Here is a 22267-nt window from a genome sequence, read left to right on the forward strand (position 1 = left end):
TGCAACGCGCCCAGCGCCGTCGACCCGTCCGCGTTCCGCTTGAACCAGATGTTCGGGAACGCCAGGAACCGGTGCCACGCCACCCCCATGTCGGTGTTCAGCGAGACCACGATCATCCACACGAACGAAGTGCCGATCTTGATCGTGGCGACCAGGTACACCAGGTTCTGCAGGGTGCCGACGCCGAGCCCGTCGAAGGCCAGGACCAGCGGGTACGACGCGAAGTACGACGCCTCGTAGTGCTCGACGTGGTGCAGCGCGCCTTCCAGGCCGCGCAGCACGTAGATGGCGAGGCCGATGGTGAGGATGACGTACTCGACGAAGTACGCCTGGCCCGACTTGGAGCCCGCGAAGCGGGACTTGCGGCCCGGCCGCGTCGGCAGGCTGAGCAGCCGGATCACGATGAGCACCGCGATGCCCAGGACCGTCATCACGCCGATGAACTCGATGTACAGCTCGAACGGCAGGAACCCCCCGATCACCGGCAGCACCCAGTCGGCCTGGAACAGCTGGCCGAACGCCTGGACGAGGGTCGGCGGCAGCGTGAGGAAGCCGATGGCCACGAACCAGTGGGCGAGGCCGATGACGCCCCACCGGTTCATCCGGGTGTGACCGAGGAACTCCTTGGTCAGCGTCACGCTGCGCTGGTACGGGTTGTCCGTCCGGCTGCCGGCGGGCACGGGCTGGCCCAGCTTGAAGTACCGGACGAACTGGCCGATGGCGCGGGCGAGCAGGGCGACGCCGACCACGGTGAGAACCAGCGACACGATGATCGCGGCGAGTTGCATGAGGGGCTCCTCGGGCCTGCGAGGGGGATCCGAAGATCCGTCATTACTAAGCGGTAACTTATGCAGTCCGTCTGAGACTACCCACCCCCTGAGCTGCACTGTAGTCAGCGGACTCGTGATGTGCGTCGCTCAGGGTCGCCTCAGCGGGTCCGGGGTCGGCGCCGGATCGACCGCCGATGGGCCCCCGGGAGGGCCCCGATCGACCCCGCCCGGGCCGAGGGCGGGACGGTGCGGGACCTGTGGGTGGGACCTTTGGGTGGGACACGGCGCGCCGGGCTGATCTCCGTATTCATCACAAAACGTGACATTCGCCTTAGTTTAGGGCCCGTGCTCTATGGGATCGCCGCCGCCACCGCGGCCCTCTTCCTCGCCGCGCTGCTCGCGGCCCTGCTCCGTGCGCCCGCACGCCGCCTCGGACTGCTCGACCGGCGCCGCGCGGGCGGTCCGCCCGTGCCGCTGCTGGGTGGGGTCGCCGTGGTCCTCACCACCGTCGGCGTCGCGGGCGCCGGCCACTGGACCGGCCTCGCCGCGCTGGACGACGAGACCGTGGACCTGCTCGCCGCCGGGTCCGCCGTCGCCCTGCTCGGGCTGGCCGCCGACGTGTGGCGGCTGCGGGCCCGCGTGGCGGCCGGCGGTACGGCGGTGGCGGCGGCCTGCGTCATGCCGTACGAGGAGACGGGCCTGGTCGGCGGAGTGGCGGCGGTGATGTGGGTGACCGTCGTCGCCGTCGCGTTCCGGGCCTTCGACCACGGCGACGGGCTCGCCGGGACGATCGGGATGGTCACCGTCTTCGGCGTGGCGGTGTGCGCCTCGGTCGAGGTGATGGACGGTCTCGCGACGCTGCTGAGCGTGCAGGCGGCGGCGTTGACGGGGTTCCTCATGCACAACTGGCCGCCCGCGCGGATCGCGCTCGGCGCGTGCGGGTCGCTGTTCACCGGGTTCGTGGCCGCGGGGGCGGCCGTGCTGGTGCGCGCCGGGTACGAGCCGCTGACCTCGGCGGCGGTGTTGTTCGCCCTCGCCGCCGTGGTGTGCGCGGACATCGCCCTGGTGCTGCTGGGCCGACGGCTGGCGGGCCGGCCCGTGCACCGCCCCGCGCCGGATCACGTGACGCACCGGCTGCGCCGGCTGGGGCTGACGGGGAGGGGCGTGACGCTGGTGGTGGGGGTGGCTGCCTCCGGCGGGGTGGCGGTGGGGGTGCTGGTGCACGGGGGGTGGATGCGGCCCGGGGCCGTGTGGTGGGTGGCGGGGGCGGCGGGGGTGGTGGTGCTCGGGCTGCTCCGGGTGCGGGTGGGAATGCCCGGTGGGGGCCGGCCGGGGGCGGTCACGGGGGTACGGGCGGTGCCGGGGGGACGGCGACCCGGCGGGAGCGGGCCGGCCGGTGGCGGTGTGCGGGTGCCGCAGCGGCGGCGGAAGGCGGCGGCGGGGGGCGGGCCCGGGGTGCCGGCCGGGCGGACCGGGGCGGCGGCGGAGCGACGGCCGGGGACGACGGGTACGCGGCCGGCCGGTAAGGGTGCGCGGCTGCGGTCGGCGCGTGCGCGAAGGCTGCCCGCCCTCATGCGCCGGGCGTCGGGCGGGCCGGACCGCGTCACGCCGGCCGGCGGTGTGCGACGGGCGCCGACGGGGACCCGTACGGCGCCGGCCGGCGGCGGTCGCGCGCCCGCGCCGGCCGGGGCGTACTTCACGGCCGGCTCGGCGCCCATGGTGTCGCGCGGCTCCCTGCGTACGCCCGCCGAGCCGCGGGGGACGGTCCGCGCGGGCGGCGCATCGGGCGGAGCGGCGCCTCGCGCGCGGGACGCGGTGAGCGGCTTGCATTGGGCGGAGGAACGTGTTCGTGTGGAGATGTCCGATTCAGGCGTCGGATCGCACGGGTCCGCCGCCCCCGTCGCACCCGTAGCACCACCCGTCGCACCCGTCATGAGACCCCCGGCCCCGCACCAGGCCCGCACCCCCGCCGTGGTTTCGGTCCCCTCCACCCGGACCGCCGCAGCCGCACGACCGTCGTCGCCCCCGCCCCCGCCGCCCTCGCCCCGCCCGTCCTCCCCGGCGGCGCAACCACCCCGCCTCCCCCCGCGTCCTTCCAGGCCGGAAGGCAGTTGCGTGTAAGGAGCGGATAAGACTTGAGCCCACCAGGCTCAGGTCTGTTGACCCGGGGGAAGCCGTGGTGCACACTTGAGTCCGTTCCACTCAAGTCGCTGGAGGAATCAACCATGGCACGTGCGGTCGGCATCGACCTGGGCACGACTAACTCCGTCGTCAGCGTTCTGGAGGGCGGCGAGCCCACCGTCATCACCAACGCCGAGGGCGCCAGGACCACGCCGTCCGTCGTCGCCTTCGCGAAGAACGGCGAGGTGCTGGTCGGTGAGGTGGCCAAGCGCCAGGCCGTGACCAACGTCGACAGGACGATCCGGTCGGTCAAGCGCCACATGGGCACCGACTGGAAGATCGAGCTGGACGGCAAGCCGTTCAACCCGCAGCAGATCAGCGCCTTCGTGCTGCAGAAGCTGAAGCGGGACGCCGAGGCCTACCTGGGCGAGAAGGTGACCGACGCGGTCATCACCGTCCCGGCGTACTTCAACGACGCCGAGCGCCAGGCCACCAAGGAGGCCGGCGAGATCGCGGGCCTGAACGTCCTGCGCATCGTCAACGAGCCGACGGCCGCCGCGCTGGCGTACGGGCTCGACAAGGACGACCAGACGATCCTCGTCTTCGACCTCGGCGGCGGCACCTTCGACGTCTCGCTGCTGGAGATCGGCGACGGCGTCGTGGAGGTGAAGGCCACCAACGGCGACAACCACCTCGGTGGTGACGACTGGGACCAGCGGGTCGTCGACTACCTGGTCAAGCAGTTCCAGTCCGGCCACGGCGTGGACCTCTCCAAGGACAAGATGGCGCTGCAGCGTCTGCGCGAGGCCGCGGAGAAGGCGAAGATCGAGCTGTCCTCGTCCACCGAGACCTCGATCAACCTGCCGTACATCACGGCGTCCGCCGAGGGCCCGCTGCACCTGGACGAGAAGCTCACCCGCGCGCAGTTCCAGCAGCTGACCGCGGACCTGCTGGAGCGCTGCAAGACGCCGTTCCACAACGTCATCAAGGACGCCGGCATCTCGATCAACGAGATCGACCACGTCGTCCTCGTCGGCGGCTCGACCCGCATGCCCGCCGTCGCCGAGCTCGTCAAGGAGCTGACCGGCGGCAAGGAGGCCAACAAGGGGGTCAACCCGGACGAGGTCGTCGCCATCGGCGCCTCGCTCCAGGCGGGTGTCCTCAAGGGCGAGGTCAAGGACGTCCTGCTGCTCGACGTCACCCCGCTGTCCCTCGGCATCGAGACCAAGGGCGGCATCATGACCAAGCTGATCGAGCGGAACACGACGATCCCGACCAAGCGGTCCGAGATCTTCACCACCGCCGAGGACAACCAGCCCTCCGTGCAGATCCAGGTCTACCAGGGCGAGCGCGAGATCGCGGCGTACAACAAGAAGCTCGGCATGTTCGAGCTGACCGGTCTGCCCCCGGCGCCGCGCGGCGTCCCGCAGATCGAGGTCTCCTTCGACATCGACGCCAACGGCATCATGCACGTCACGGCGAAGGACCTCGGCACCGGCAAGGAGCAGAAGATGACCGTCACCGGCGGCTCCTCGCTGCCGAAGGACGAGGTCGACCGCATGCGCGAGGAGGCCGAGCGCTACGCGGAGGAGGACCACAAGCGCCGCGAGGCCGCCGAGACCCGCAACCAGGGCGAGCAACTCGTCTACCAGACCGAGAAGTTCCTCAAGGACAACGAGGACAAGGTCCCGGGCGAGGTCAAGACCGAGGTCGAGGCCGCCGTCGCCGAGCTGAAGGAGAAGCTCAAGGGCGAGGACACCGCCGAGATCCGCACGGCCACGGAGAAGGTCGCGGCCGTGTCGCAGAAGCTCGGCCAGGCGATGTACGCCGACGCCCAGGGCGCCCAGGCCGCGGGCGGCGCGTCCGCCGGCGCGGGTGACGCCAAGGGCGACGACGACGTCGTGGACGCCGAGATCGTGGACGACGAGCGCAAGGACGGTGCCGCGTGACGGAGGAGACCCCGGGCTTCGAGGAGAAGCCCGACGTCCCCTCCGGCGCCACTCCTGACGACGCCGAGCCGAAGGCCGCCCCCGAGGAGGGGGCGGCCCCGGCCGGGGACGCGAACGCGAACGCAGACGCCGGCCTGCTGGCGCAGCTGGACCAGGTGCGCACCGCCCTCGGCGAGCGCACGGCGGACCTGCAGCGCCTCCAGGCCGAGTACCAGAACTACCGCCGCCGGGTGGAGCGGGACCGGGTCACGGTCAAGGAGATCGCCGTGGCGAACCTCCTGACGGAACTGCTGCCGGTGCTCGACGACATCGGCCGCGCGCGGGAGCACGGCGAACTCGTCGGCGGCTTCAAGTCGGTCGGCGAGTCGCTGGAGACCGTCGTGGCCAAGCTGGGCCTGCAGCAGTTCGGCAAGGAGGGCGAGCCCTTCGACCCGACGATCCACGAGGCCCTGATGCACAGCTACGCACCGGACGTCACCGAGACGACCTGCGTGGCGATCCTCCAGCCCGGGTATCGCATCGGCGAGCGCACCATCCGCCCCGCGCGGGTGGCGGTCGCCGAGCCGCAGCCGGGCGCGCAGACGGTCAAGCCGGCGGAGGAGAACGCCGAATCGGCCGACGACAAGGAGAACGGTGGCCCGGAGGAGGGCTGACGTAATCACGCACGCAGGAGAGGAGGGACGTCGGGGATGAGCACCAAGGACTTCATCGAGAAGGACTACTACAAGGTCCTCGGCGTCCCCAAGGACGCCACCGAGGCCGAGATCAAGAAGGCGTACCGGAAGCTCGCCCGCGAGTTCCACCCGGACGCCAACAAGGGCAACGTCAAGGCCGAGGAGCGGTTCAAGGAGATCTCCGAGGCGAACGACGTCCTCGGCGACCCCAAGAAGCGCAAGGAGTACGACGAGGCGCGGGCGCTGTTCGGCAACGGCGGCTTCCGTCCGGGCCCGGGTGCGGGAGCCGGCTCGTTCAACTTCGACCTGGGCGACCTCTTCGGAGGCGCCCAGGGCGGGGCGGGCGGCTTCGGGGGCGGGCTCGGCGACGTCTTCGGGGGCCTGTTCAACCGGGGTGGCACGACCACCGGCGCGCGCACCCAGCCGCGCCGCGGGCAGGACGTGGACACCGAGGTCACGCTGAGCTTCACGGAGGCGGTCGAGGGGGCCACGGTCCCGCTGCGGATGACCTCCCAGGCCCCGTGCAAGGCCTGCTCCGGCACCGGCGACGCCAACGGCACGCCGCGCGTGTGCCCGACGTGCGTCGGCACCGGGCAGGTGGCGCGCGGCTCGGGCGGCGGGTTCTCGCTGACCGACCCGTGCCCGGACTGCAAGGGCCGCGGGCTCATCGCGGAGAACGCGTGCGAGGTCTGCAGCGGCTCGGGGCGCGCCAAGTCGTCCCGGACCATGCAGGTGCGCATCCCGGCCGGCGTCTCGGACGGGCAGCGCATCCGGCTGCGCGGCAAGGGCGCGCCCGGCGAGCGGGGCGGCCCGGCGGGCGACCTGTACGTCACCGTCCATGTCGACGCCCACCCGGTCTTCGGCCGCAAGGGCGACAACCTGACGGTGACCGTGCCGGTGACGTTCGCCGAGGCGGCGCTGGGCGGGGAGGTCAGGGTGCCGACCCTGGGCGGCCCGCCGGTGACGCTGAAGCTGCCGCCCGGCACGCCCAACGGGCGTACCATGCGCGCCCGGGGCAAGGGCGCGGTCCGCAAGGACGGCACCCGCGGCGACCTTCTGGTCACCGTGGAGGTGAGTGTTCCGCGGGACCTGTCGGGGAAGGCTCGTGACGCACTCGAGGCGTATCGCGAGGCGACCGCGGGCGAGGACCCGCGGGCGGAGCTGTTCCAGGCCGCGAAGGGAGCATGAGTCAGCCATGGACATGAACGGCCGTCGGCGCAATCCGTATGAACTGACCGAGGAGACCCCGGTCTACGTCATCTCGGTGGCGGCCCAGCTGTCCGGCCTGCACCCGCAGACGCTGCGCCAGTACGACCGGCTGGGGCTGGTGTCTCCGGACCGGACGGCCGGACGCGGCCGTCGCTACTCGGCCCGGGACATCGAACTGCTCCGCCAGGTCCAGCAGTTGTCGCAGGACGAGGGCATCAACCTGGCCGGCATCAAGCGCATCATCGAACTGGAGAACCAGGTCGCCGCCCTCCAGGCGCGGGTGGCGGAGCTGGAGGACGCGCTCGACGGCGCGGCGGCGGCGATGCGCCAGCGCGAGGCCGCCGTCCACGCCTCCTACCGCCGCGACCTGGTCCCGTACCAGGAGGTCCAGCAGACCAGTGCGCTGGTGGTGTGGCGTCCCAAGCGCCAGCAGTCGGCGGACTGACGCGGCGCCGCGTGTACGGACAGGCCCCGGAGTTCGCCGAACTCCGGGGCCTGTCCGCGCGTTGGGCGGCGTCAGGGCAGGAGGATCGCGTAGTCACCGGCGGGCAGGGACTCGGCGCCGTCGTGGCCGACAGCGGTCACCCAGTAGTACGACGTGGTGCCGCGCGGGGCCGTGCCGTCGAAGTGGGAGAGGGTGTCGCCGGAGACTTCGGCGATCCGCTCGTAGGCCGACGTTTCGGGATTCCAGCGGTGGACGCGGTAGTGGGCCGGCGGTTCCTCGGCGGACCGTTCCCACCGGATCTCGTTGCCCTCGCCGCGTTCGTCGATCTCGACGCCGCCCACGCCCCGCGCCGTGACGGTGAGCGGGGCGCCCGCAGGCGTGGGGACGCTCGGTGTGGTGTCCAACTCGGTCGCGGCGACGATGGTGGGCTCGTGCGTCCACTCGTAGTGGGAGTTCCACGCGTCGTCGACGGCGTCGACGAAGAAGCAGCGCTCCTCGCCGTCCGGGCGGCCGCCCAGGTCGACGGTGGTGGTGTCGGCGGACAGCCACTCCGCTTCCCAGGCGTCGCAGTACCTCTCTCCGTCCTCGGTGATCACGTCGCCCGCGTGGACGACGTACCGGTGGAGGTCCGGCGTCGGATTGGCGTCCCACTCCAGGCGGAAGCCGTACGTGGTGGGGGTGGCCGTCAGGCCGGTGACTGCGGACGGCGGGGTGAGGTCGCGGCGTCGGCCGGAGACGGCGGCGGACCTGTCCGACTCGTTGCCGGCGGCGTCGACGGCCGTGACGCGGTAGTAGTGGGTGACGCCCTCCTCGGCGGTGGTGTCCACGAAGGAGTCCCCGGACGCACTGCCGACCGCGGTGTACGCGCCGGTCTGGGAGGCGGCCCGGTACACGCGGTAGGAGGCGGCGTCCGGGACCGGGGTCCAGCCGATCCACAGGCCCGCCGGTTCCGAGGCGGTGGTCGGCGTGGCAGGCGCGGCCGGGGCGGTGCGGTCGGTCGTCGTGACGGTCTTCTCGGCGCCCGGGTCGGAGAGGTTGCCGGCCTTGTCGTGGGCGCGGACGCGGTAGGCGTACGAGGCTCCGGTCGCCGGGAGGGTGGTGTCCGTGTACGACGTCGAGGTGGTCGTCGCGAGCCTGGTCCAGGCGCCGCCCGCGGGCCGGCGGTAGACGCGGTAGCCGGCGAGGTCCATCTCCTTGTTCTTCGCCCAGGAGACCTTCGCCCTGCCGGTGGCGGCGTCGTGGGCGACGGACGTGCCGGTCGGCGCCTTGGGCTCGACCTTGTCCACGGTCGCCGAAGTACGGGGCGTGCAGGTGAACTCGACGTTCGCCGTGCCGGTCCAGTTGACGTAGTCGACGCGCAGGCTGTGCTTGTTCTCCGGGATGGTGAGGTGGACCGTCCGGCTCACGGTCGACGACACGTTCTTCCACAGGTCGATCTTGAGCTTGCCGTCGAGATAGACCCGGACGCCGTCCTGGGCGGACACGGTGAAGGTGAACGGGCCGCCGGAGCCGAAGTCCCGGGTCACCGTCCAGCGGACGCCGAACCTGTTGGCGGGCAGGCCGGCGGCCGGGGCGCCCGTGCCCCAGTTCTGGTTGACGACGCTGTCGCAGTCCGTCTTCTTCGGTGTGCCGGAGAAGGTGGTGTTCGCGAAGAACTGGCGCTTGAAGACGGGTGAGGTGCAGGTCGTCGCGGCGGTGGCGGTGGCGGTGGCGGTGGCCGCGCCGAGCAGACCGCCCGCCGTGGCGAGCACGAGGGCCGTGACGGTCGTGGTTCTGGCCGTCGTGCTTCTGGCTGGAGTCATTCGATCTCCTGGACGATTTCGGGAGAGCCGTGAGAGGCCCGGTGATCACGACCAGTGACGGGAGTATTTGGTTGCAGGGACCCGTATTCCGTCCAAGAAGCGTGTCGCGCAAGGATTGTGGAGGCTTCGGGCGGGTGACTGCGCGAGGTGTGCACAAGCCAAGCGGAACGTGATGTTGCCATCTCGTTAAGTAGTTCTGCTTGACGCTGGGGGTCGCCTGCGCGTTGGCTTTTCAGTCATCTGGGTCGCATCGACGCGACCTGTCCGGAAGGCACCAGAAGTGAGTTCCCCCATGCGTCGTCGTATCGCCATGTCCGTGGTCGCACCGTCGTTGGCCCTGTCCCTGGCCGGCTGCGGAGTACTGGGCGCGACCGGCGACGGCAGCGAGGCGACGCCCACCAAGGGCAACGACATCACCGTGGGTCTGCTGCTGCCGGAAACCGCGAACACCCGGTACGACAAGTTCGACTACCCGATCATCAAGGAGAAGGTCGCCGACCTGACCAACGGCAAGGGCAAGGTCGTCTACGCCAACGCCGAGGCGGACGCCGACAAGCAGGCCGGCCAGCTCCAGCAGCTGATCGACGACCGGGTCGACGTCGTCCTGCTGGACGCGGTCGACTCGCACGCCATCGCGGACGGCGTGGAGAAGGCCAAGGACGCGGGCATTCCGGTCATCGCCTACGACCGGCTCGCCGAGGGCCCGATCGACGCGTACATCTCCTTCGACAACGAGCTCGTCGGCGAGGTCCAGGGCCGCACCCTGATGGAGGCGCTCGGCAGCGGGGCCGACACCTCCGACAAGATCGTCATGATGAACGGCTCGCCCACCGACCCCAACGCCAAGCAGTTCAAGCAGGGCGCGCTGTCGGAGCTGAACGGCAAGGTGACGATCGCCAAGTCCTTCGACACCAAGGACTGGAAGCCCGAGAACGCCAGGGCCAACATGACCGAGGCCATCGCCGCGATCGGCAAGGACAACGTCGCCGGCGTCTACTCCGCCAACGACGGCATGGCCGGCGGCGTCATCGAGGCGCTCAAGGCCGCGGGCGTCACCGAGCTGCCGCCCATCACGGGTCAGGACGCGGAGCTGGCGGCCGTGCAGCGGATCGTCACCGGCGAGCAGTACATGAGCGTCTACAAGTCCTACCCGCAGGAGGCCGAGGCCGCCGCGGAGATGGCCGTGGCCAAGGTGCAGGGCCGGGACATCCAGTTCGACGCGCTCACCCGCGACAAGGTCGACAGCCCCACCCACCAGGGCATCCCCGCCCAGCTGCTCCCGGTGGTCGCGCTGACCCGCGAGAACATCGAGGAGACCGTCGTCGCCGACGGCATCCACAAGCTCTCCGACATCTGCACGGCCGACTACAAGGCGGCCTGCGCGGAGATCGGGCTCAAGTAGTCCGGTGACCGGCGACGTGGGGGTGGCGCGCGCGCCGGGCGCGGCCACCCCTCCGCGCGTTTTCCGGGCGCCCGGTTTTGCGCTGCGCGCCCCGGAAAGCTCCCGGTCGAACCCGCGCATACCGGTGCAGTCCCTCGGACGCGGCCGGGAGAGCCGTGTTGCGGACCGGGCACTCTCCGCGCATAGTTGCGCTGCGGAAGAGGCGGGAACCGGGGGTGGAATGGGCCATGGCCGGGCACGGGACGGACGAGCATCCGCATGGTGCTGACCGACTGTGCGAGGCCGGGGGGCGCGTGTATTCCCGGGCCGTACGGCGCGGCAGGGTGCCCCGCGGCGACGCCGAGCCGGTGCCCTGCCTCCTCGACCTCGCCCTGCTGCACCCCGACCCCGACGACATGGACTGGCTGGTGCCGACCTCCCCGCAGGAGGTCATGACCCGGCTGCTGCGCGAGGTGCGCGACGAGCTGAGCGCCAGCCAGCGCCGGGTCGGCTCCGCCGTCGCCGCCTTCGAGTCGTACGCCGGACTGGGCGGCCCCGCCGCCGCGCCGGCCGCCTCCGAGGGCTCCGCGCTGCGCGTCCTGGACGGCCCGGCGCGCATCCAGGCGGCGCTGGACGAGGCGACCGACGCCTGCACCACCGAGGTGCTCACCGTGCAGCCCGGAGGCATCCGGCGCGAGCACGAGCTGTCGGAGGGGCTGCACCGGGCGCTGGCGCTGCGCGGCCGGGGCGTGCGGATGCGGGACCTGTACAACCACGTCGCACGGCACGGGCAGGGCCTGCTCAACTACCTGGAGCTGATGGGCGACGCGGTGGAGGCGCGCACCCTGGACGAGGTCATCGACCGGCTGATCCTGTTCGACCGCACGGTCGCCTTCATCCCCGCCAACGCGGACCGCACCATCGCGCTGGAGCTGCGCCACCCCGGGCTCGTGGCCTACCTGGTGACCGTGTTCGACCGGCTGTGGCGGCTGGCGATCCCGCTGACCGCGCCGCTGCCCGACACCGGCTTCGAGGGCATCTCGCACCGCGAGCAGTCCATCGCGGCCCTGCTGGCGGAGGGGCACCAGGACGCGGTGATCGCCGAGCGGCTGGGGATCAGCGTCCGGACGTGCCGGGCGCACATCGCGCGGCTGTCGGAGACGCTGGGCGCGGCGAGCCGTACCCAGCTCGGGGTGCGGATCGCGCAGGTGGGGCTGGACGGGCCGCCGCGGCCGCCGTCGGGCCCGTCCGGCCGGGACATCGGGTTCGGCCTGCTCAGCCCGTCGTCTCCCCCTGGTCGAGAATCCCCGACTGGGCGATGAGGTAGCCGAGCTGGGCGCGGCTGCCGCTGCCGAGCGCCGAGGCCAGCTTGGCGATGTGGGCGCGGCAGGTGCGGACGTTCATGCCGAGGCGGCGCGCTATCGCCTCGTCGACATGGCCCTCGACCAGCAGCTTGGCGATGGAGTGCTGGATGTTGGTGATGCCGTCGGCGGCCGCCTCGTAGGGGGCGCCGGCCGTCAGGGGCACCGCGCGGCCCCACATGAACTCGAACACCTTGATCAGATAGCGGACGAGGCCGGGGTGGCGCAGTTCGAGGGCGACCTGCTGGTCGTCGCGGGTGGGGATGAAGGCGACGGTCTCGTCGCAGATGATGAGCCGCTCGACCAGCTCGTCGATGGTGCGGTACTCCACCTTGCCGTTGGACAGGTGCGCCACGTAGGCCAGCTTCTCCGGGTTGTACCGGGCCGTGTGCTGGTAGAGCGTGCGGATCTTCACCCCGCGTTCGATCAGCGGCCGGTCGCGCTCCAGCCCGCGCAGCAGGCTCCGTTCGGAGAAGCGGTCCTGGGGCTGGACGGTGAGCACCTCCGACTGGCACTGCGCGGTGGCCAGGTTGAGGGCCGCGTTGATCCGCTCGCCGCCCTCCAGCACGGTGATCGCCTCGGTGGCGTTGCTGGTGGCGCTGAGGGTCATGAACGGCTCGAAGAAGTCCGCCAGTTCGACGGAGAGCCGGCGGCGCTCGCTGATCTCGCGCTCGATGGGGTTGAGGCGCTGGGCGAGGGCCACCGGGGCGGGCACCGGACGCAACCAGTCCGGATCGTCCGGATCCGGGTGCAGCAGGGCGAATTCCATCAGGCAGGGGGCCGACTCCCCATCCGTGCGGGAGATGCGTCCGGTGCGTAGAGCGGTCGCGTAGAGACGACTACCCAGTTCACACATCTCGGTCACCGCATGGGGATGTACTGCTTTAGTCCGATTCGTTGCCAAATCTCCACCCCCCAGGACCCTGAACATGCAGGAACATGATGCATCGATTATGTGGCCACCACATGCCTGAATGAGCCATCGTCATACCGGACGGGGGAAGAGGGGACCTTCAAGTGAGGACGAAGCCGACTATGGGCAAGAGAATGCTTCGCTCGGTGCTTGTGGCATCCTTCTCCGCCGCTGCGGCCTTGGGAGTGCTGGCAGGCTTCTCCGGCGGGAAGGTTGACGTTCGAGCGGACACGAGGTGGCCGGTGGTCGCCGAGTCCGCCGACACCACCAACGACACCAGTTGGCCGAGCGCCGGCTCCGGCGCCACGACCAACGACACCAGTTGGCCGGGGGCCGGGTCCGGAGACCACACCGACGACACCAGCTGGCCGGTGATTGGCGCAGACGGTGCGGAGGGGTCGAGGTGACCACTCCGCCTGACGACCGCTCCTTCCGCCGGGAGATGGCCACCGCCTACCGCTCGGGATGGCACTTCATCGACCTGGTCACCGCCATCCCCCACGACGGTGACTCGCTGATGGTGACCGTCTTCGGCGAGCCCGTGGTGGTGACCCGGGACGAGGACGGGGACGTGCGGGCCTACCGGTGCCTGCGCCGGCCCCGCGGCGCCCCCCAGCCGGTTCGCTGTGCCATCCGGTACGGAATGATCTTCGTGAACCTCGACCAGAGGGATCACCAACTGGCGGAGCCGGAGACCTCCGGCCCCGTGACCATCTCGGCCACCCCCCGCAGCGCCTGACGCGATTCCCCCGTCGTAAAAGATCGCTCAGGCGCTTCCCCCCCGCAGCGGCGTCACCGTGACCTGAACACGGTGACGCCGCTGCAGTTTTCGCCCTTGTGCCGGATTGGTTGCGCCGGTTTTCGGCCGCGTGCGGCGGGCTGCGGCGGTCGTGCCGGGGCGCGGCGACGTGCGGTGGGGTTTCATTGGAGTTTCAGCGGATTTCCGGTGCTGTGTCGGCGGGGTCGAGGGTGGCTTGAAATCGACTATGGATCCGCTGAAGGCCCGCGCGCTCAGGCCTTGCCGAGGGCCCGGGTGAGCGCGATCTCGATCACCACGCGCGTCGGCCTCGGGCCCGGCGTGCGCTCGTAGCGCTCCGCGTAGCGCCGTACCGCCTCCGCGACCCGGTCCGGATCGGTCCGCACGAAGGCCCGGCCCTCCAGCGTCGCCCAGCGCCGCCCGGCCACCTGGCAGACGGCCACCGGCGCCCCGTCGGGCCCCGCCGCCCGCACGTGCCGCGCCTTCGCGCTCGACCCGTCCGTGATCACCCGCGCCAGCCGGGCCGCCGGGTCGTAGGTCACCCCCACCGGCACCACGTGCGGGGTGCCGTCCGGACGGAGGGTCGTCAGCGTGCACAGGTGCCGCTCCCGCCAGAAGCTGAGATACGCCTCGTCCGGGGCACCCGGGTCCAGGGAGTACGTCGTCGTGGTGGTCATGGTCCGTCAAGCTAGCCGAGCCCTCGTCTTCACGCCGCCTCCCCTCCCCGACCTTGAGTGGAATAGACTCAAGTTTGTGTACGTTGCCTCAGTCAGCCATGACCCGGGGCGACCGACAGACGCTCACGCAAGGAGGAGAACGGACCCGTGGACGCCGAGCTGACCAACCGGAGCCGGGACGCGATCAACGCGGCCGGCAACCGGGCCGTGACCGAGGGGCACCCCGACCTCACCCCCGCGCACCTGCTCCTGGCTCTGCTCGAGGGGCGGGACAACGAGAACATCACCGACCTGCTCGCCGCCGTCGACGCCGATCAGGCCGCCGTGCGCGCAGGCGCCGAGAAGGTCCTCGCCCAGCTGCCCAGCGTGACCGGGTCCACCGTGGCGCCGCCGCAGCCCAACCGTGAGCTGCTCGCCGTCATCGCGGACGCGCAGTCGCGGGCACGGGAGCTGGGCGACGAGTACCTCTCCACCGAGCACCTGCTGATCGGCGTCGCCGCGAAGGGCGGCGCGTCCGGCGAGGTGCTGGCCCGGCAGGGGGCCACCGACAAGAAGCTGCTGGACGCGTTCCGCAGGGCGAGGGGAGGACGCAGGGTGACGACGGCGGACCCGGAGGGCCAGTACAAGGCCCTGGAGAAGTTCGGCACCGACTTCACCGAGGCGGCGCGCGAGGGCAAACTCGACCCGGTCATCGGGCGGGACCAGGAGATCCGGCGCGTCGTGCAGGTGCTGTCCCGCCGGACCAAGAACAACCCCGTCCTCATCGGCGAGCCCGGCGTCGGCAAGACCGCCGTCGTGGAGGGCCTCGCCCAGCGGATCGTCAAGGGCGACGTGCCGGAGTCGCTGAAGAACAAGCGGCTGGTGGCGCTCGACCTGGGCGCCATGGTCGCCGGGGCCAAGTACCGCGGCGAATTCGAGGAGCGGCTGAAGACCGTCCTCGCCGAGATCAAGGGCTCGGACGGGCAGATCATCACCTTCATCGACGAGCTGCACACCGTCGTCGGCGCGGGCGCCGGCGGCGACTCCGCCATGGACGCGGGCAACATGCTCAAGCCGATGCTGGCCCGCGGCGAGCTGCGCATGGTGGGCGCCACGACCCTGGACGAGTACCGCGAGCGGATCGAGAAGGACCCGGCGCTGGAGCGGCGCTTCCAGCAGGTGCTGGTGGCCGAGCCGTCCGTCGAGGACTCCATCGCGATCCTGCGCGGGCTCAAGGGCCGTTACGAGGCCCACCACAAGGTCCAGATCGCCGACAGCGCGCTGGTCGCCGCGGCGACCCTGTCCGACCGGTACATCACCTCCCGCTTCCTGCCCGACAAGGCCATCGACCTGGTCGACGAGGCCGCTTCCCGGCTGCGCATGGAGATCGACTCCTCCCCGGTCGAGATCGACGAACTCCAGCGCGCCGTCGACCGGTTGCGGATGGAGGAGCTGGCGCTCGCCAAGGAGACGGACGCCGCCTCCCGCGAGCGCCTGGAGAAGCTGCGCCGCGACCTCGCCGACAAGGAGGAGGAGCTGCGGGGCCTGAACGCCCGCTGGGAGAAGGAGAAGCAGTCCCTCAACCGGGTCGGCGAGCTGAAGGAGAAGCTGGACGACCTGCGCGGCCAGGCCGAACGCGCCCAGCGCGACGGCGACTTCGACACCGCCTCCAAGCTGCTGTACGGCGAGATCCCGGCCCTGGAGCGGGACCTGGAGGCCGCCTCCGAGGCCGAGGAGGAGGTCGCCCGGGACACCATGGTCAAGGAGGAGGTCGGCGCCGACGACATCGCCGACGTCGTCGCCTCCTGGACCGGCATCCCGGCCGGACGGCTCCTGGAGGGGGAGACGCAGAAGCTGCTGCGCATGGAGGACGAGCTGGGCACGCGGCTGATCGGCCAGACCGAGGCGGTGCGCGCGGTGTCCGACGCGGTGCGCCGCAGCCGGGCCGGGATCGCCGACCCCGACCGGCCGACCGGGTCCTTCCTCTTCCTCGGCCCGACCGGCGTCGGCAAGACCGAACTGGCCAAGGCGCTCGCCGAGTTCCTCTTCGACGACGAGCGGGCGATGGTCCGCATCGACATGTCGGAGTACAGCGAGAAGCACAGCGTGGCCCGGCTGGTGGGCGCCCCGCCCGGTTACGTCGGCTACGAGGAGGGCGGCCAGCTCACCGAGGCGGTGCGGCGGCGGCCGTACTCCGTCGTCCTGCTGGACGAGGTGGAGAAGGCCCACCCGGAGGTCTTCGACATCCTGCTCCAGGTGCTGGACGACGGGCGGCTCACCGACGGACAGGGCCGCACGGTGGACTTCCGCAACACGATCCTGGTGCTGACGTCCAACCTGGGCAGCCAGTTCCTGGTGGACCCCCTCACCACCGAGGCGGAGAAGAAGGAACAGGTCCTGGAGGTGGTCCGCGCCTCCTTCAAGCCCGAATTCCTCAACCGGCTCGACGACCTGGTCGTCTTCTCCGCGCTGACCAAGCCCGAGCTGGAGCGCATCGCCAGGCTCCAGATCGACCGGCTGGCCAGGCGCCTCGCCGAGCGCCGCCTCACCCTGGACGTCACCCCGGCCGCCCTGGCCTGGCTCGCCGACGAGGGCAACGACCCGGCGTACGGCGCCCGCCCGCTGCGCCGCCTGATCCAGACGGCCGTCGGCGACCGCCTCGCCAAGGAGATCCTGTCCGGCGAGATCAAGGACGGGGACACGGTGCGGGTGGACACGTTCGAGGACGGGCTGATCGTGGGGCCGGCGGCGGGGAAGACGCTGTAGCGCGGGCGGGCGCGGCGCCGGGCGGGGCCGACCGTGCGGCTTGGCACCGGGCGGTGCCGACCGTGCGGCTTGGCACCGGGCGGGCCCGCCTCCGTCCGGCGCCGCGCCGGACGGGTCCGTTTCCGGCGGCCCGCCGGCGCCCGCGCTCGAGGCCCGTCCGTCCGGCCCGTCCGTCCCCCGACCGGCCGGATCGTGTCACCGGACGGCGGACAGGGTACGCCGGGGGTTGCCACCCCCCTCCCCGCATGGGGGAGGATGGCGGAATCCGTACGAAGGGAAATTCACGGTGACCATCGACCCGTCCTCGATTCCGAACTTCGGGGGCAAGCCCCAGCCGCAGCCCCAGGGCCCGGCAGGCCCCGTCGTCCCGGATCAGGACCTTGTGAAGCAGCTCCTGGACCAGATGGAGCTGAAGTACGTCGTCGACGAGGAGGGGGACCTCGCGGCGCCGTGGGAGCAGTTCCGTACGTACTTCATGTTCCGCGGTGAGGGCGAGCAGCAGGTCTTCTCCGTGCGGACGTTCTACGACCGCCCCCACCCGATCGACGACAAGCCCCAGCTGCTGGAGTCGATCGACGACTGGAACCGCCGCACCCTGTGGCCGAAGGTCTACAGCCACACGCACGACGACGGCACCGTCCGTCTCATCGGCGAGGCGCAGATGCTCATCGGCACCGGCGTCAACCTCGAGTACTTCGTGTCCTCGACGGTGAGCTGGGTGCGCGCGGCGATCGAGTTCGACCGCTGGCTGGTCGAGCAGCTCGGCCTCGAGAAGGAGATCGACGACGCCGACGGCACGGACAAGCCGGAGGGCGACGACGCGTAGCCGTCGCCGCACCCCGAGAGGGCTCCCCGAAGGGGGCGCGGACGGCGGTCAGCCGCCCAGCGCCCCCTTCAGCCGTTTCACCGCCTCGGCCAGCACGGCGGGCTGCTTGCAGAACGCGAACCGCACGAACGGCGCGCCCGCCTCGCGGTGGTCGTAGAAGACGGCGTTCGGGATGGCCACCACGCCCGCGCGCTCCGGCAGCGAGCGGCAGAAGGCGAAGCCGTCGCTCTCGCCGAGCGGGCGGATGTCGGTGGTGACGAAGTACGTGCCCGCCGGCCGGAACACGCCGAAGCCCGCCTCGGCCAGCCCCGCCGCCAGCAGGTCCCGCTTGGCCTGCATGTCCGTGCGGAAGGCGGCGAGGTAGTCGTCGGGCAGCGCGAGCGCCTCCGCGACGGCGTACTGGAACGGCCCCGAGGCGACGTACGTCAGGTACTGCTTCGCCGACCGCACCGCCGTCACCAGCGCCGCCGCCGCGGTGATCCAGCCGACCTTCCAGCCGGTGAACGAGTACGTCTTCCCCGCCGACCCGATCGTCACCGTCCGCTCCCGCATCCCCGGCAGCGTCGCCAGCGGCACGTGCTCGGCGTCGTCGAAGACCAGGTGCTCGTACACCTCGTCCGTCACGACCAGCAGGTCCCGCTCGACGGCCAGCTCCGCGATCGCGGTCAGCTCGGCGCGGGAGAGCACCGTGCCGGTCGGGTTGTGCGGGGTGTTGATCAGCAGCAGCCGGGTCCGGCCGGTGACGGCGGCGCGCAGCTCGTCGAGGTCCAGGCGGAACGCCCCGCCGTCCGGGCGCAGGGTCACCGGCACGCGCGTGCCGCCCGCCATGGCGATGCAGGCCGCGTACGAGTCGTAGTACGGCTCCAGGGCGATCACCTCGTCGCCCGGCTCCACCAGCGCCAGCAGCGCCGCCGCGATCGCCTCCGTCGCGCCCGCGGTCACCAGGACCTCGCTGTCCGGGTCGTACGCGAGCCCGTACCGCCGTTCCTGGTGCGCGGCGACGGCCGCCCGCAGCTCGGGCACGCCCGGACCCGGCGGATACTGGTTGCCCCGGCCCTCGCGCAGCGCCCGCACGGCCGCCTCACGGATCTCCTGGGGGCCGTCCGTGTCGGGGAAGCCCTGGCCCAGGTTGATCGACCCGGTCCGCAGGGCCAGCGCGGACATCTCGGCGAAGATCGTCGTCCCGAACTCGGCGAGGCGGCGGTTGAGGAAGGGGCGCGCGGCAGAGGTCATGACGGCCATCCTGCGCCGAGGGCCGGGGGTTCCTCAACACGCGGGGGTGCCGCGCGCCGTCCGGAGCCGGTCCTTCCCCACAGGTCACGTGCTGTTGCCCGGCCGGAACCCTCTGAAGTTGCTCAACTCTGCTTTCGCCGCGTTCCGCCGCGGGCAATTCCCCGTCACGCTGGACACGAGGCGCCCACGGGGGGCCGCTTCGGGGGACGTTCGGAAGAACGGGAAGGAGGGTGACGCCATGATCCTGGGCATCATTCTGACGGCTGCGGTGATCACGGGTGCGCTCGTCCTGGCGGGACGGGTGAGCGGCGGGGGGTCGCGGACCACGACCGCGCGCCGGCGCCGGGGCGGCGCGGGGAGCAGCGGCTCGGGCGCGGAGTCCGGCAGCTGGTGGGCCGGCGGCGGGGACAGCTCGGGCGGCGGCCACTCCTGCGGAGGCGGATCGTCGTCCTGCGGGGGAGGCGGCGGTGGATGCGGTGGAGGCAGCTGACACGGGGCAGCCGAGCTCCTGAAGGGGGAACCGCATCCTCCTCCGCGGGCGCCCGCCGGTGAAAGAACCGGCGGGCGCTCCGCTTTTTCCGGCCGCCCCCGGCGCACGCCGTTCTCGGACGGGCGTGCGCCCCGGTTGAACAGATGAGCTGAGTAGCCCACCGAGGGATGGAAAGCCCACGAAGTTGGGTAAAAACGCTGTGGTGGGGCCTCAGTTCATGATTCGCTCTCTTCACCAACGCAGCCCTCGGACGTCCTGCGGACCGCTCCTTCGACGGAGTTCCTGACTGGGGCTGACCGGGCAGATTCCCCGGCGTCGACCGGTGCCGACCGGTGGCGACCGGGGTGCGCCGACCTACACCGCCTTAACTTTTGCGTGCCAGCGGAGCCGATCCATGCTCACCACCCTCAAGACCTCCTACACCGATACGCGGGCGGCCGACCTCGCCTGGGCGCTCGGCCGCGAGCCGCTGCCCGCCCTCGCCACCCTCGATCTCGAACTGGCCGGGGCCCGGCTGCAGTTGAGGCTCCTCGGCGCCTCACACCAGGTACTGCTCGAAGAGGAGCAGGGCAGCTGTTCGGAGACGGTGGCGTGCATCGCGGGCAGCAGCACCCCGCTGCCGCTGGGCGTCGCCAAACGCGTCGGGAACTGGGAGTACGAGTTCGCCGCCCGCGTCGAGATGCTCTCGCCCGGCGCCTTCGCGGGCCGCGCATCCGAGCTGCTCGCCCTGGTCTGCGACCACCCCCACGGGCTCGCCGGGGTCTTCCCCGGCAGTCCGCACGCCTTCACCGCCCTGCTCGCCCAGCGCCACGAGGGCCAGTTCCACTGGCGCACCTGGCACGCCTATCCGCAGGACGGCCAGTTGGTGGCGACGCGCACCCGGGTGGGGGTGAGACAGCACGCCGACCGCCCGGGCCTGTTCGCCGGGTCAGGGGCCGGGTGACGGGCCGGGTCAGGGACCGGGTGGGATCGGAGACGGACCGGGCGCGGGAGCGAACCCCGGGCGGGTGCGGACTCGGGTCACGGGGCGCGTGCGGAACGGGTCACGGGGCGCGTGCGGGGGCGGGGCCTCGGGCGGGTGCGCACTCGGGTCACGGGGCGGGCGCGGACTCGGGTCACGGGGCGCGTGGGGAACGGATGCGCGGCCAGTTCGGTCGTCGTCGCCGCACCGGCGCTTCGCGCCCCCGACATCACACGTGTGGGGGACAAGGCGTCGTGTTCCGGTGACGTAACGTCGCAGTCGTGATCGAACCGTCCACGCCGGCCCCGCCCCAAGCACCGCCGCCGTGGCGCGGCCCCCGTCCCGCACGGCTTCCGGTCGGTCCGGCCACGGGGCGGTTCCTGGTCCTGGCGGGCGTCTTCGTCTGCGCCGCCTGCGGGCTCGTATACGAACTGGAACTCGTCGCGCTCGCCTCGTACCTGATCGGCGACTCGGTCACCCAGGCGTCCATCGTGCTCTCCGTGATGGTGTTCGCGATGGGCATCGGCTCCCTCGCCGCCAAGCGGCTGCGCCGGCACGCCGCCGCCGGGTTCGCCGCCATCGAGGCGGTGCTCGCCCTGGTCGGCGGCACCAGCGCGATGGCCCTGTACGCCGTCTTCGCCTGGACCGGGCACTGGGGCGGCCTGTGGACCGACGGGCCGCGCTGGCTGCTGGTCGCCTACTCCCTCGCCATCGGGCTGCTGATCGGCGCCGAGGTGCCGCTGCTGATGGAGCTGATCCAGCGGGTGCGCCGGCAGGACGCGGGCGGCGCCGTCGCCGACCTGTTCGCCGCCGACTACGTGGGCGCGCTCGTCGGCGGACTCGCCTTTCCCTTCCTTCTCCTGCCGCTGCTGGGCCAGTTGACGGGGACGCTGCTGACCGGCGCGGTCAACGTCGTGGCGGGCGGCGCCCTCGTCCTCGGCCTGTTCCGCGGCGACCTGTCCCGCCGGGCGCGCCGACTGCTGCTCGCCGCCAACCTCGCCGTGCTCGGCATGCTCGCCACCGCCGCGGTGCTCGTGGACGACTTCGAACGGGCGGCGCGCGACGCGGTGTACGGCGGCGACGTCCGGGCGGTGCTGCACACCGACGTACAGCAGGTGGTGCTCACCGGCGGCGTCGAAGGACGTCCCCTCGGCCTGTTCCTCGACGGACGGCTGCGGGTCGCCGCGGGCGACGAACTCCGGTACCACGAGGCGCTGGTGCACCCGGCGATGACCGGACCCCACGCGCGTGTGCTGATCCTCGGCGGCGGCGACGGGCTGGCCGCGCGGGAGGTGCTGCGCCACCCGGGGGTGCGGCGGGTGGACGTGGTCGAACTCGACGCGGAGCTGGTGCGGTTGGCGCGCGCGGACCGGGCGCTGTCCGCGCTCAACGGGCACGCCCTGGACGACCCGCGGGTGCGCGTGCACACCTCCGACGCGTTCGCCTGGCTGCGCGGGGCGCCGCGGGCGGCGTACGACGTGGTGGTCTCGGACCTGCCCGACCCGGGCATCACGGCGAGCACGAAGCTGTACTCGCAGGAGTTCTACGGCCTGGCCCGCCGGGCGCTGGCCGACGGCGGGCGGCTGGCGGTGCACGCCGGGCCGGTCGACTCCCGGCTGCGCGTCTTCTGGACGGTCGACGCCACCGTGCGCGCCGCCGGACTGCACACCGCCCCCTACCGGGTCACCGGCCGCGCCTCCGCCTACACGCCCGGCCCCGACCACAGCACCGACGCCTCCCGCGCACCCCGCGACTGGGGATTCGTGCTGGCCGCCGCGGAACACCGCCCCCGCCTCGCCCTCGCCGCGGACGGCCCCGCCCCGCGCACCCTCACCCCGGCCCGCCTCGCCGCGGGCGCCCGCACGGCGTGGCGCACCCGGATCGCCCCGCTGCCCGCCTCCACGCTGGTGCATCCCCGCTACTGAGCGGCCCGCTGGTTGCCGCAGAGGGGGC

General features: G+C 72.0%; 16 protein-coding genes and 2 pseudogenes. 13 read left to right on the forward strand and 5 right to left on the reverse strand.

Translation table 11 applies throughout. The features are described 5' to 3' along the window. A pseudogene (locus ABZY13_RS14540) lies at positions 1 to 788 on the reverse strand (Fe-S oxidoreductase); the annotation flags it as partial. A 327-nt stretch (positions 789 to 1115) separates the two neighbouring features. Between ABZY13_RS14540 and ABZY13_RS14545 the strand changes: the two are divergent. The 5 genes and pseudogenes from ABZY13_RS14545 to ABZY13_RS14565 all read left to right on the forward strand — a co-directional run. Next, positions 1116 to 2078: pseudogene (locus ABZY13_RS14545) on the forward strand (MraY family glycosyltransferase); the annotation flags it as partial. A gap of 917 nt (positions 2079 to 2995) precedes the next feature. Next, complete coding sequence (dnaK, locus tag ABZY13_RS14550; RefSeq protein WP_356630436.1) at positions 2996 to 4840, forward strand: molecular chaperone DnaK; 1845 nt, start codon at positions 2996 to 2998, stop codon at positions 4838 to 4840. Further along, on the forward strand, positions 4837 to 5493 hold the full coding sequence (grpE, locus tag ABZY13_RS14555) for a nucleotide exchange factor GrpE (RefSeq protein WP_356630438.1): 657 nt from the start codon (positions 4837 to 4839) through the stop codon (positions 5491 to 5493). Before dnaK ends, grpE begins: the two co-directional genes overlap by 4 nt. A gap of 36 nt (positions 5494 to 5529) precedes the next feature. Further along, on the forward strand, positions 5530 to 6702 hold the full coding sequence (dnaJ, locus tag ABZY13_RS14560; RefSeq protein WP_356630440.1) for a molecular chaperone DnaJ: 1173 nt from the start codon (positions 5530 to 5532) through the stop codon (positions 6700 to 6702). A 13-nt stretch (positions 6703 to 6715) separates the two neighbouring features. Beyond that, positions 6716 to 7168 carry a helix-turn-helix domain-containing protein gene (locus ABZY13_RS14565; protein WP_356630707.1) on the forward strand — a complete coding sequence of 151 codons (453 nt, stop codon included), beginning with the start codon at positions 6716 to 6718 and terminating at the stop codon, positions 7166 to 7168. A 71-nt stretch (positions 7169 to 7239) separates the two neighbouring features. On the opposite strand, the gene ABZY13_RS14570 is transcribed toward ABZY13_RS14565, so the two are convergent. Next, positions 7240 to 8970, reverse strand: a complete 1731-nt coding sequence (locus ABZY13_RS14570; RefSeq protein WP_356630442.1) for a PA14 domain-containing protein — start codon at positions 8968 to 8970, stop codon at positions 7240 to 7242. Between the two features lie 292 nt (positions 8971 to 9262). Here ABZY13_RS14570 and ABZY13_RS14575 point away from each other — a divergent pair, with 292 nt between their 5' ends. Beyond that, positions 9263 to 10372, forward strand: coding sequence for a substrate-binding domain-containing protein (locus ABZY13_RS14575; protein ID WP_356630444.1), 1110 nt, complete (start codon positions 9263 to 9265; stop codon positions 10370 to 10372). A 227-nt stretch (positions 10373 to 10599) separates the two neighbouring features. Further along, on the forward strand, positions 10600 to 11673 hold the full coding sequence (locus ABZY13_RS14580; protein WP_356630447.1) for a LuxR C-terminal-related transcriptional regulator: 1074 nt from the start codon (positions 10600 to 10602) through the stop codon (positions 11671 to 11673). Here ABZY13_RS14580 and ABZY13_RS14585 read toward each other — a convergent pair. After that, positions 11627 to 12643, reverse strand: a complete 1017-nt coding sequence (locus ABZY13_RS14585; RefSeq protein ID WP_356630449.1) for a helix-turn-helix transcriptional regulator — start codon at positions 12641 to 12643, stop codon at positions 11627 to 11629. The genes ABZY13_RS14580 and ABZY13_RS14585 overlap by 47 nt on opposite strands. Before the next feature lie 104 nt (positions 12644 to 12747). On the opposite strand from ABZY13_RS14585, the gene ABZY13_RS14590 reads away from it, so the two are divergent. Next, entirely contained in the window at positions 12748 to 13032 is a 285-nt protein-coding gene (locus ABZY13_RS14590; RefSeq protein ID WP_356630451.1) for a hypothetical protein, read from the forward strand. Further along, a complete protein-coding gene (locus ABZY13_RS14595) occupies positions 13029 to 13364 on the forward strand; it encodes a hypothetical protein (RefSeq protein WP_356630453.1) in 336 nt (111 codons plus the stop codon). The genes ABZY13_RS14590 and ABZY13_RS14595 overlap by 4 nt, the downstream gene beginning before the upstream one ends. Positions 13365 to 13636: 272 nt before the next feature. Here ABZY13_RS14595 and ABZY13_RS14600 read toward each other — a convergent pair whose 3' ends face one another. Next, positions 13637 to 14059, reverse strand: coding sequence for a TIGR03618 family F420-dependent PPOX class oxidoreductase (locus ABZY13_RS14600; RefSeq protein ID WP_356630455.1), 423 nt, complete (start codon positions 14057 to 14059; stop codon positions 13637 to 13639). Positions 14060 to 14206: 147 nt separating this feature from the next. On the opposite strand from ABZY13_RS14600, the gene clpB reads away from it, so the two are divergent. Both clpB and ABZY13_RS14610 read left to right on the forward strand, forming a co-directional pair. Then, positions 14207 to 16804 (forward strand): ATP-dependent chaperone ClpB, encoded by a 2598-nt coding sequence (gene clpB / locus ABZY13_RS14605; RefSeq protein ID WP_356630457.1) that lies wholly within the window; start codon positions 14207 to 14209, stop codon positions 16802 to 16804. Between the two features lie 286 nt (positions 16805 to 17090). Further along, on the forward strand, positions 17091 to 17630 hold the full coding sequence (locus tag ABZY13_RS14610; RefSeq protein ID WP_356630459.1) for a YbjN domain-containing protein: 540 nt from the start codon (positions 17091 to 17093) through the stop codon (positions 17628 to 17630). 48 nt (positions 17631 to 17678) lie between these two features. Here ABZY13_RS14610 and ABZY13_RS14615 read toward each other — a convergent pair whose 3' ends face one another. Beyond that, positions 17679 to 18872: a pyridoxal phosphate-dependent aminotransferase gene (locus ABZY13_RS14615; protein WP_356630461.1), complete on the reverse strand. Its 1194-nt coding sequence runs from the start codon at positions 18870 to 18872 to the stop codon at positions 17679 to 17681. Between the two features lie 875 nt (positions 18873 to 19747). Here ABZY13_RS14615 and ABZY13_RS14620 point away from each other — a divergent pair. Together ABZY13_RS14620 and ABZY13_RS14625 are read left to right on the forward strand one after the other, a co-directional pair. Further along, positions 19748 to 20296 (forward strand): DUF2617 family protein, encoded by a 549-nt coding sequence (locus tag ABZY13_RS14620; RefSeq protein WP_356630463.1) that lies wholly within the window; start codon positions 19748 to 19750, stop codon positions 20294 to 20296. Between the two features lie 299 nt (positions 20297 to 20595). After that, the gene (locus ABZY13_RS14625) at positions 20596 to 22239 is read left to right on the forward strand and encodes a polyamine aminopropyltransferase (RefSeq protein ID WP_356630465.1); all 1644 of its coding nucleotides are present in this window, start codon (positions 20596 to 20598) and stop codon (positions 22237 to 22239) included. Positions 22240 to 22267 lie beyond the last annotated feature (28 nt).

This window comes from Streptomyces sp. NPDC006610 (genome assembly GCF_040611575.1).
Classification (GTDB): Bacteria; Actinomycetota; Actinomycetes; order Streptomycetales; family Streptomycetaceae; genus Streptomyces.

Excerpts from the sequence above, each read along its gene's own strand:
- dnaK (WP_356630436.1), top strand. The coding sequence starts at position 2,996 with ATGGCACGTGCGGTCGGCATCGACCTGGGCACGACTAACTCCGTCGTC.
- dnaJ (WP_356630440.1), top strand. The coding sequence starts at position 5,530 with ATGAGCACCAAGGACTTCATCGAGAAGGACTACTACAAGGTCCTCGGC.
- ABZY13_RS14565 (WP_356630707.1), top strand. The coding sequence starts at position 6,716 with ATGAACGGCCGTCGGCGCAATCCGTATGAACTGACCGAGGAGACCCCG.
- ABZY13_RS14570 (WP_356630442.1), bottom strand. The coding sequence starts at position 8,970 with ATGACTCCAGCCAGAAGCACGACGGCCAGAACCACGACCGTCACGGCC.
- ABZY13_RS14575 (WP_356630444.1), top strand. The coding sequence starts at position 9,263 with ATGCGTCGTCGTATCGCCATGTCCGTGGTCGCACCGTCGTTGGCCCTG.
- ABZY13_RS14580 (WP_356630447.1), top strand. The coding sequence starts at position 10,600 with ATGGCCGGGCACGGGACGGACGAGCATCCGCATGGTGCTGACCGACTG.
- ABZY13_RS14585 (WP_356630449.1), bottom strand. The coding sequence starts at position 12,643 with ATGTTCAGGGTCCTGGGGGGTGGAGATTTGGCAACGAATCGGACTAAA.
- ABZY13_RS14590 (WP_356630451.1), top strand. The coding sequence starts at position 12,748 with ATGGGCAAGAGAATGCTTCGCTCGGTGCTTGTGGCATCCTTCTCCGCC.
- ABZY13_RS14600 (WP_356630455.1), bottom strand. The coding sequence starts at position 14,059 with ATGACCACCACGACGACGTACTCCCTGGACCCGGGTGCCCCGGACGAG.
- ABZY13_RS14615 (WP_356630461.1), bottom strand. The coding sequence starts at position 18,872 with ATGGCCGTCATGACCTCTGCCGCGCGCCCCTTCCTCAACCGCCGCCTC.
- ABZY13_RS14620 (WP_356630463.1), top strand. The coding sequence starts at position 19,748 with ATGCTCACCACCCTCAAGACCTCCTACACCGATACGCGGGCGGCCGAC.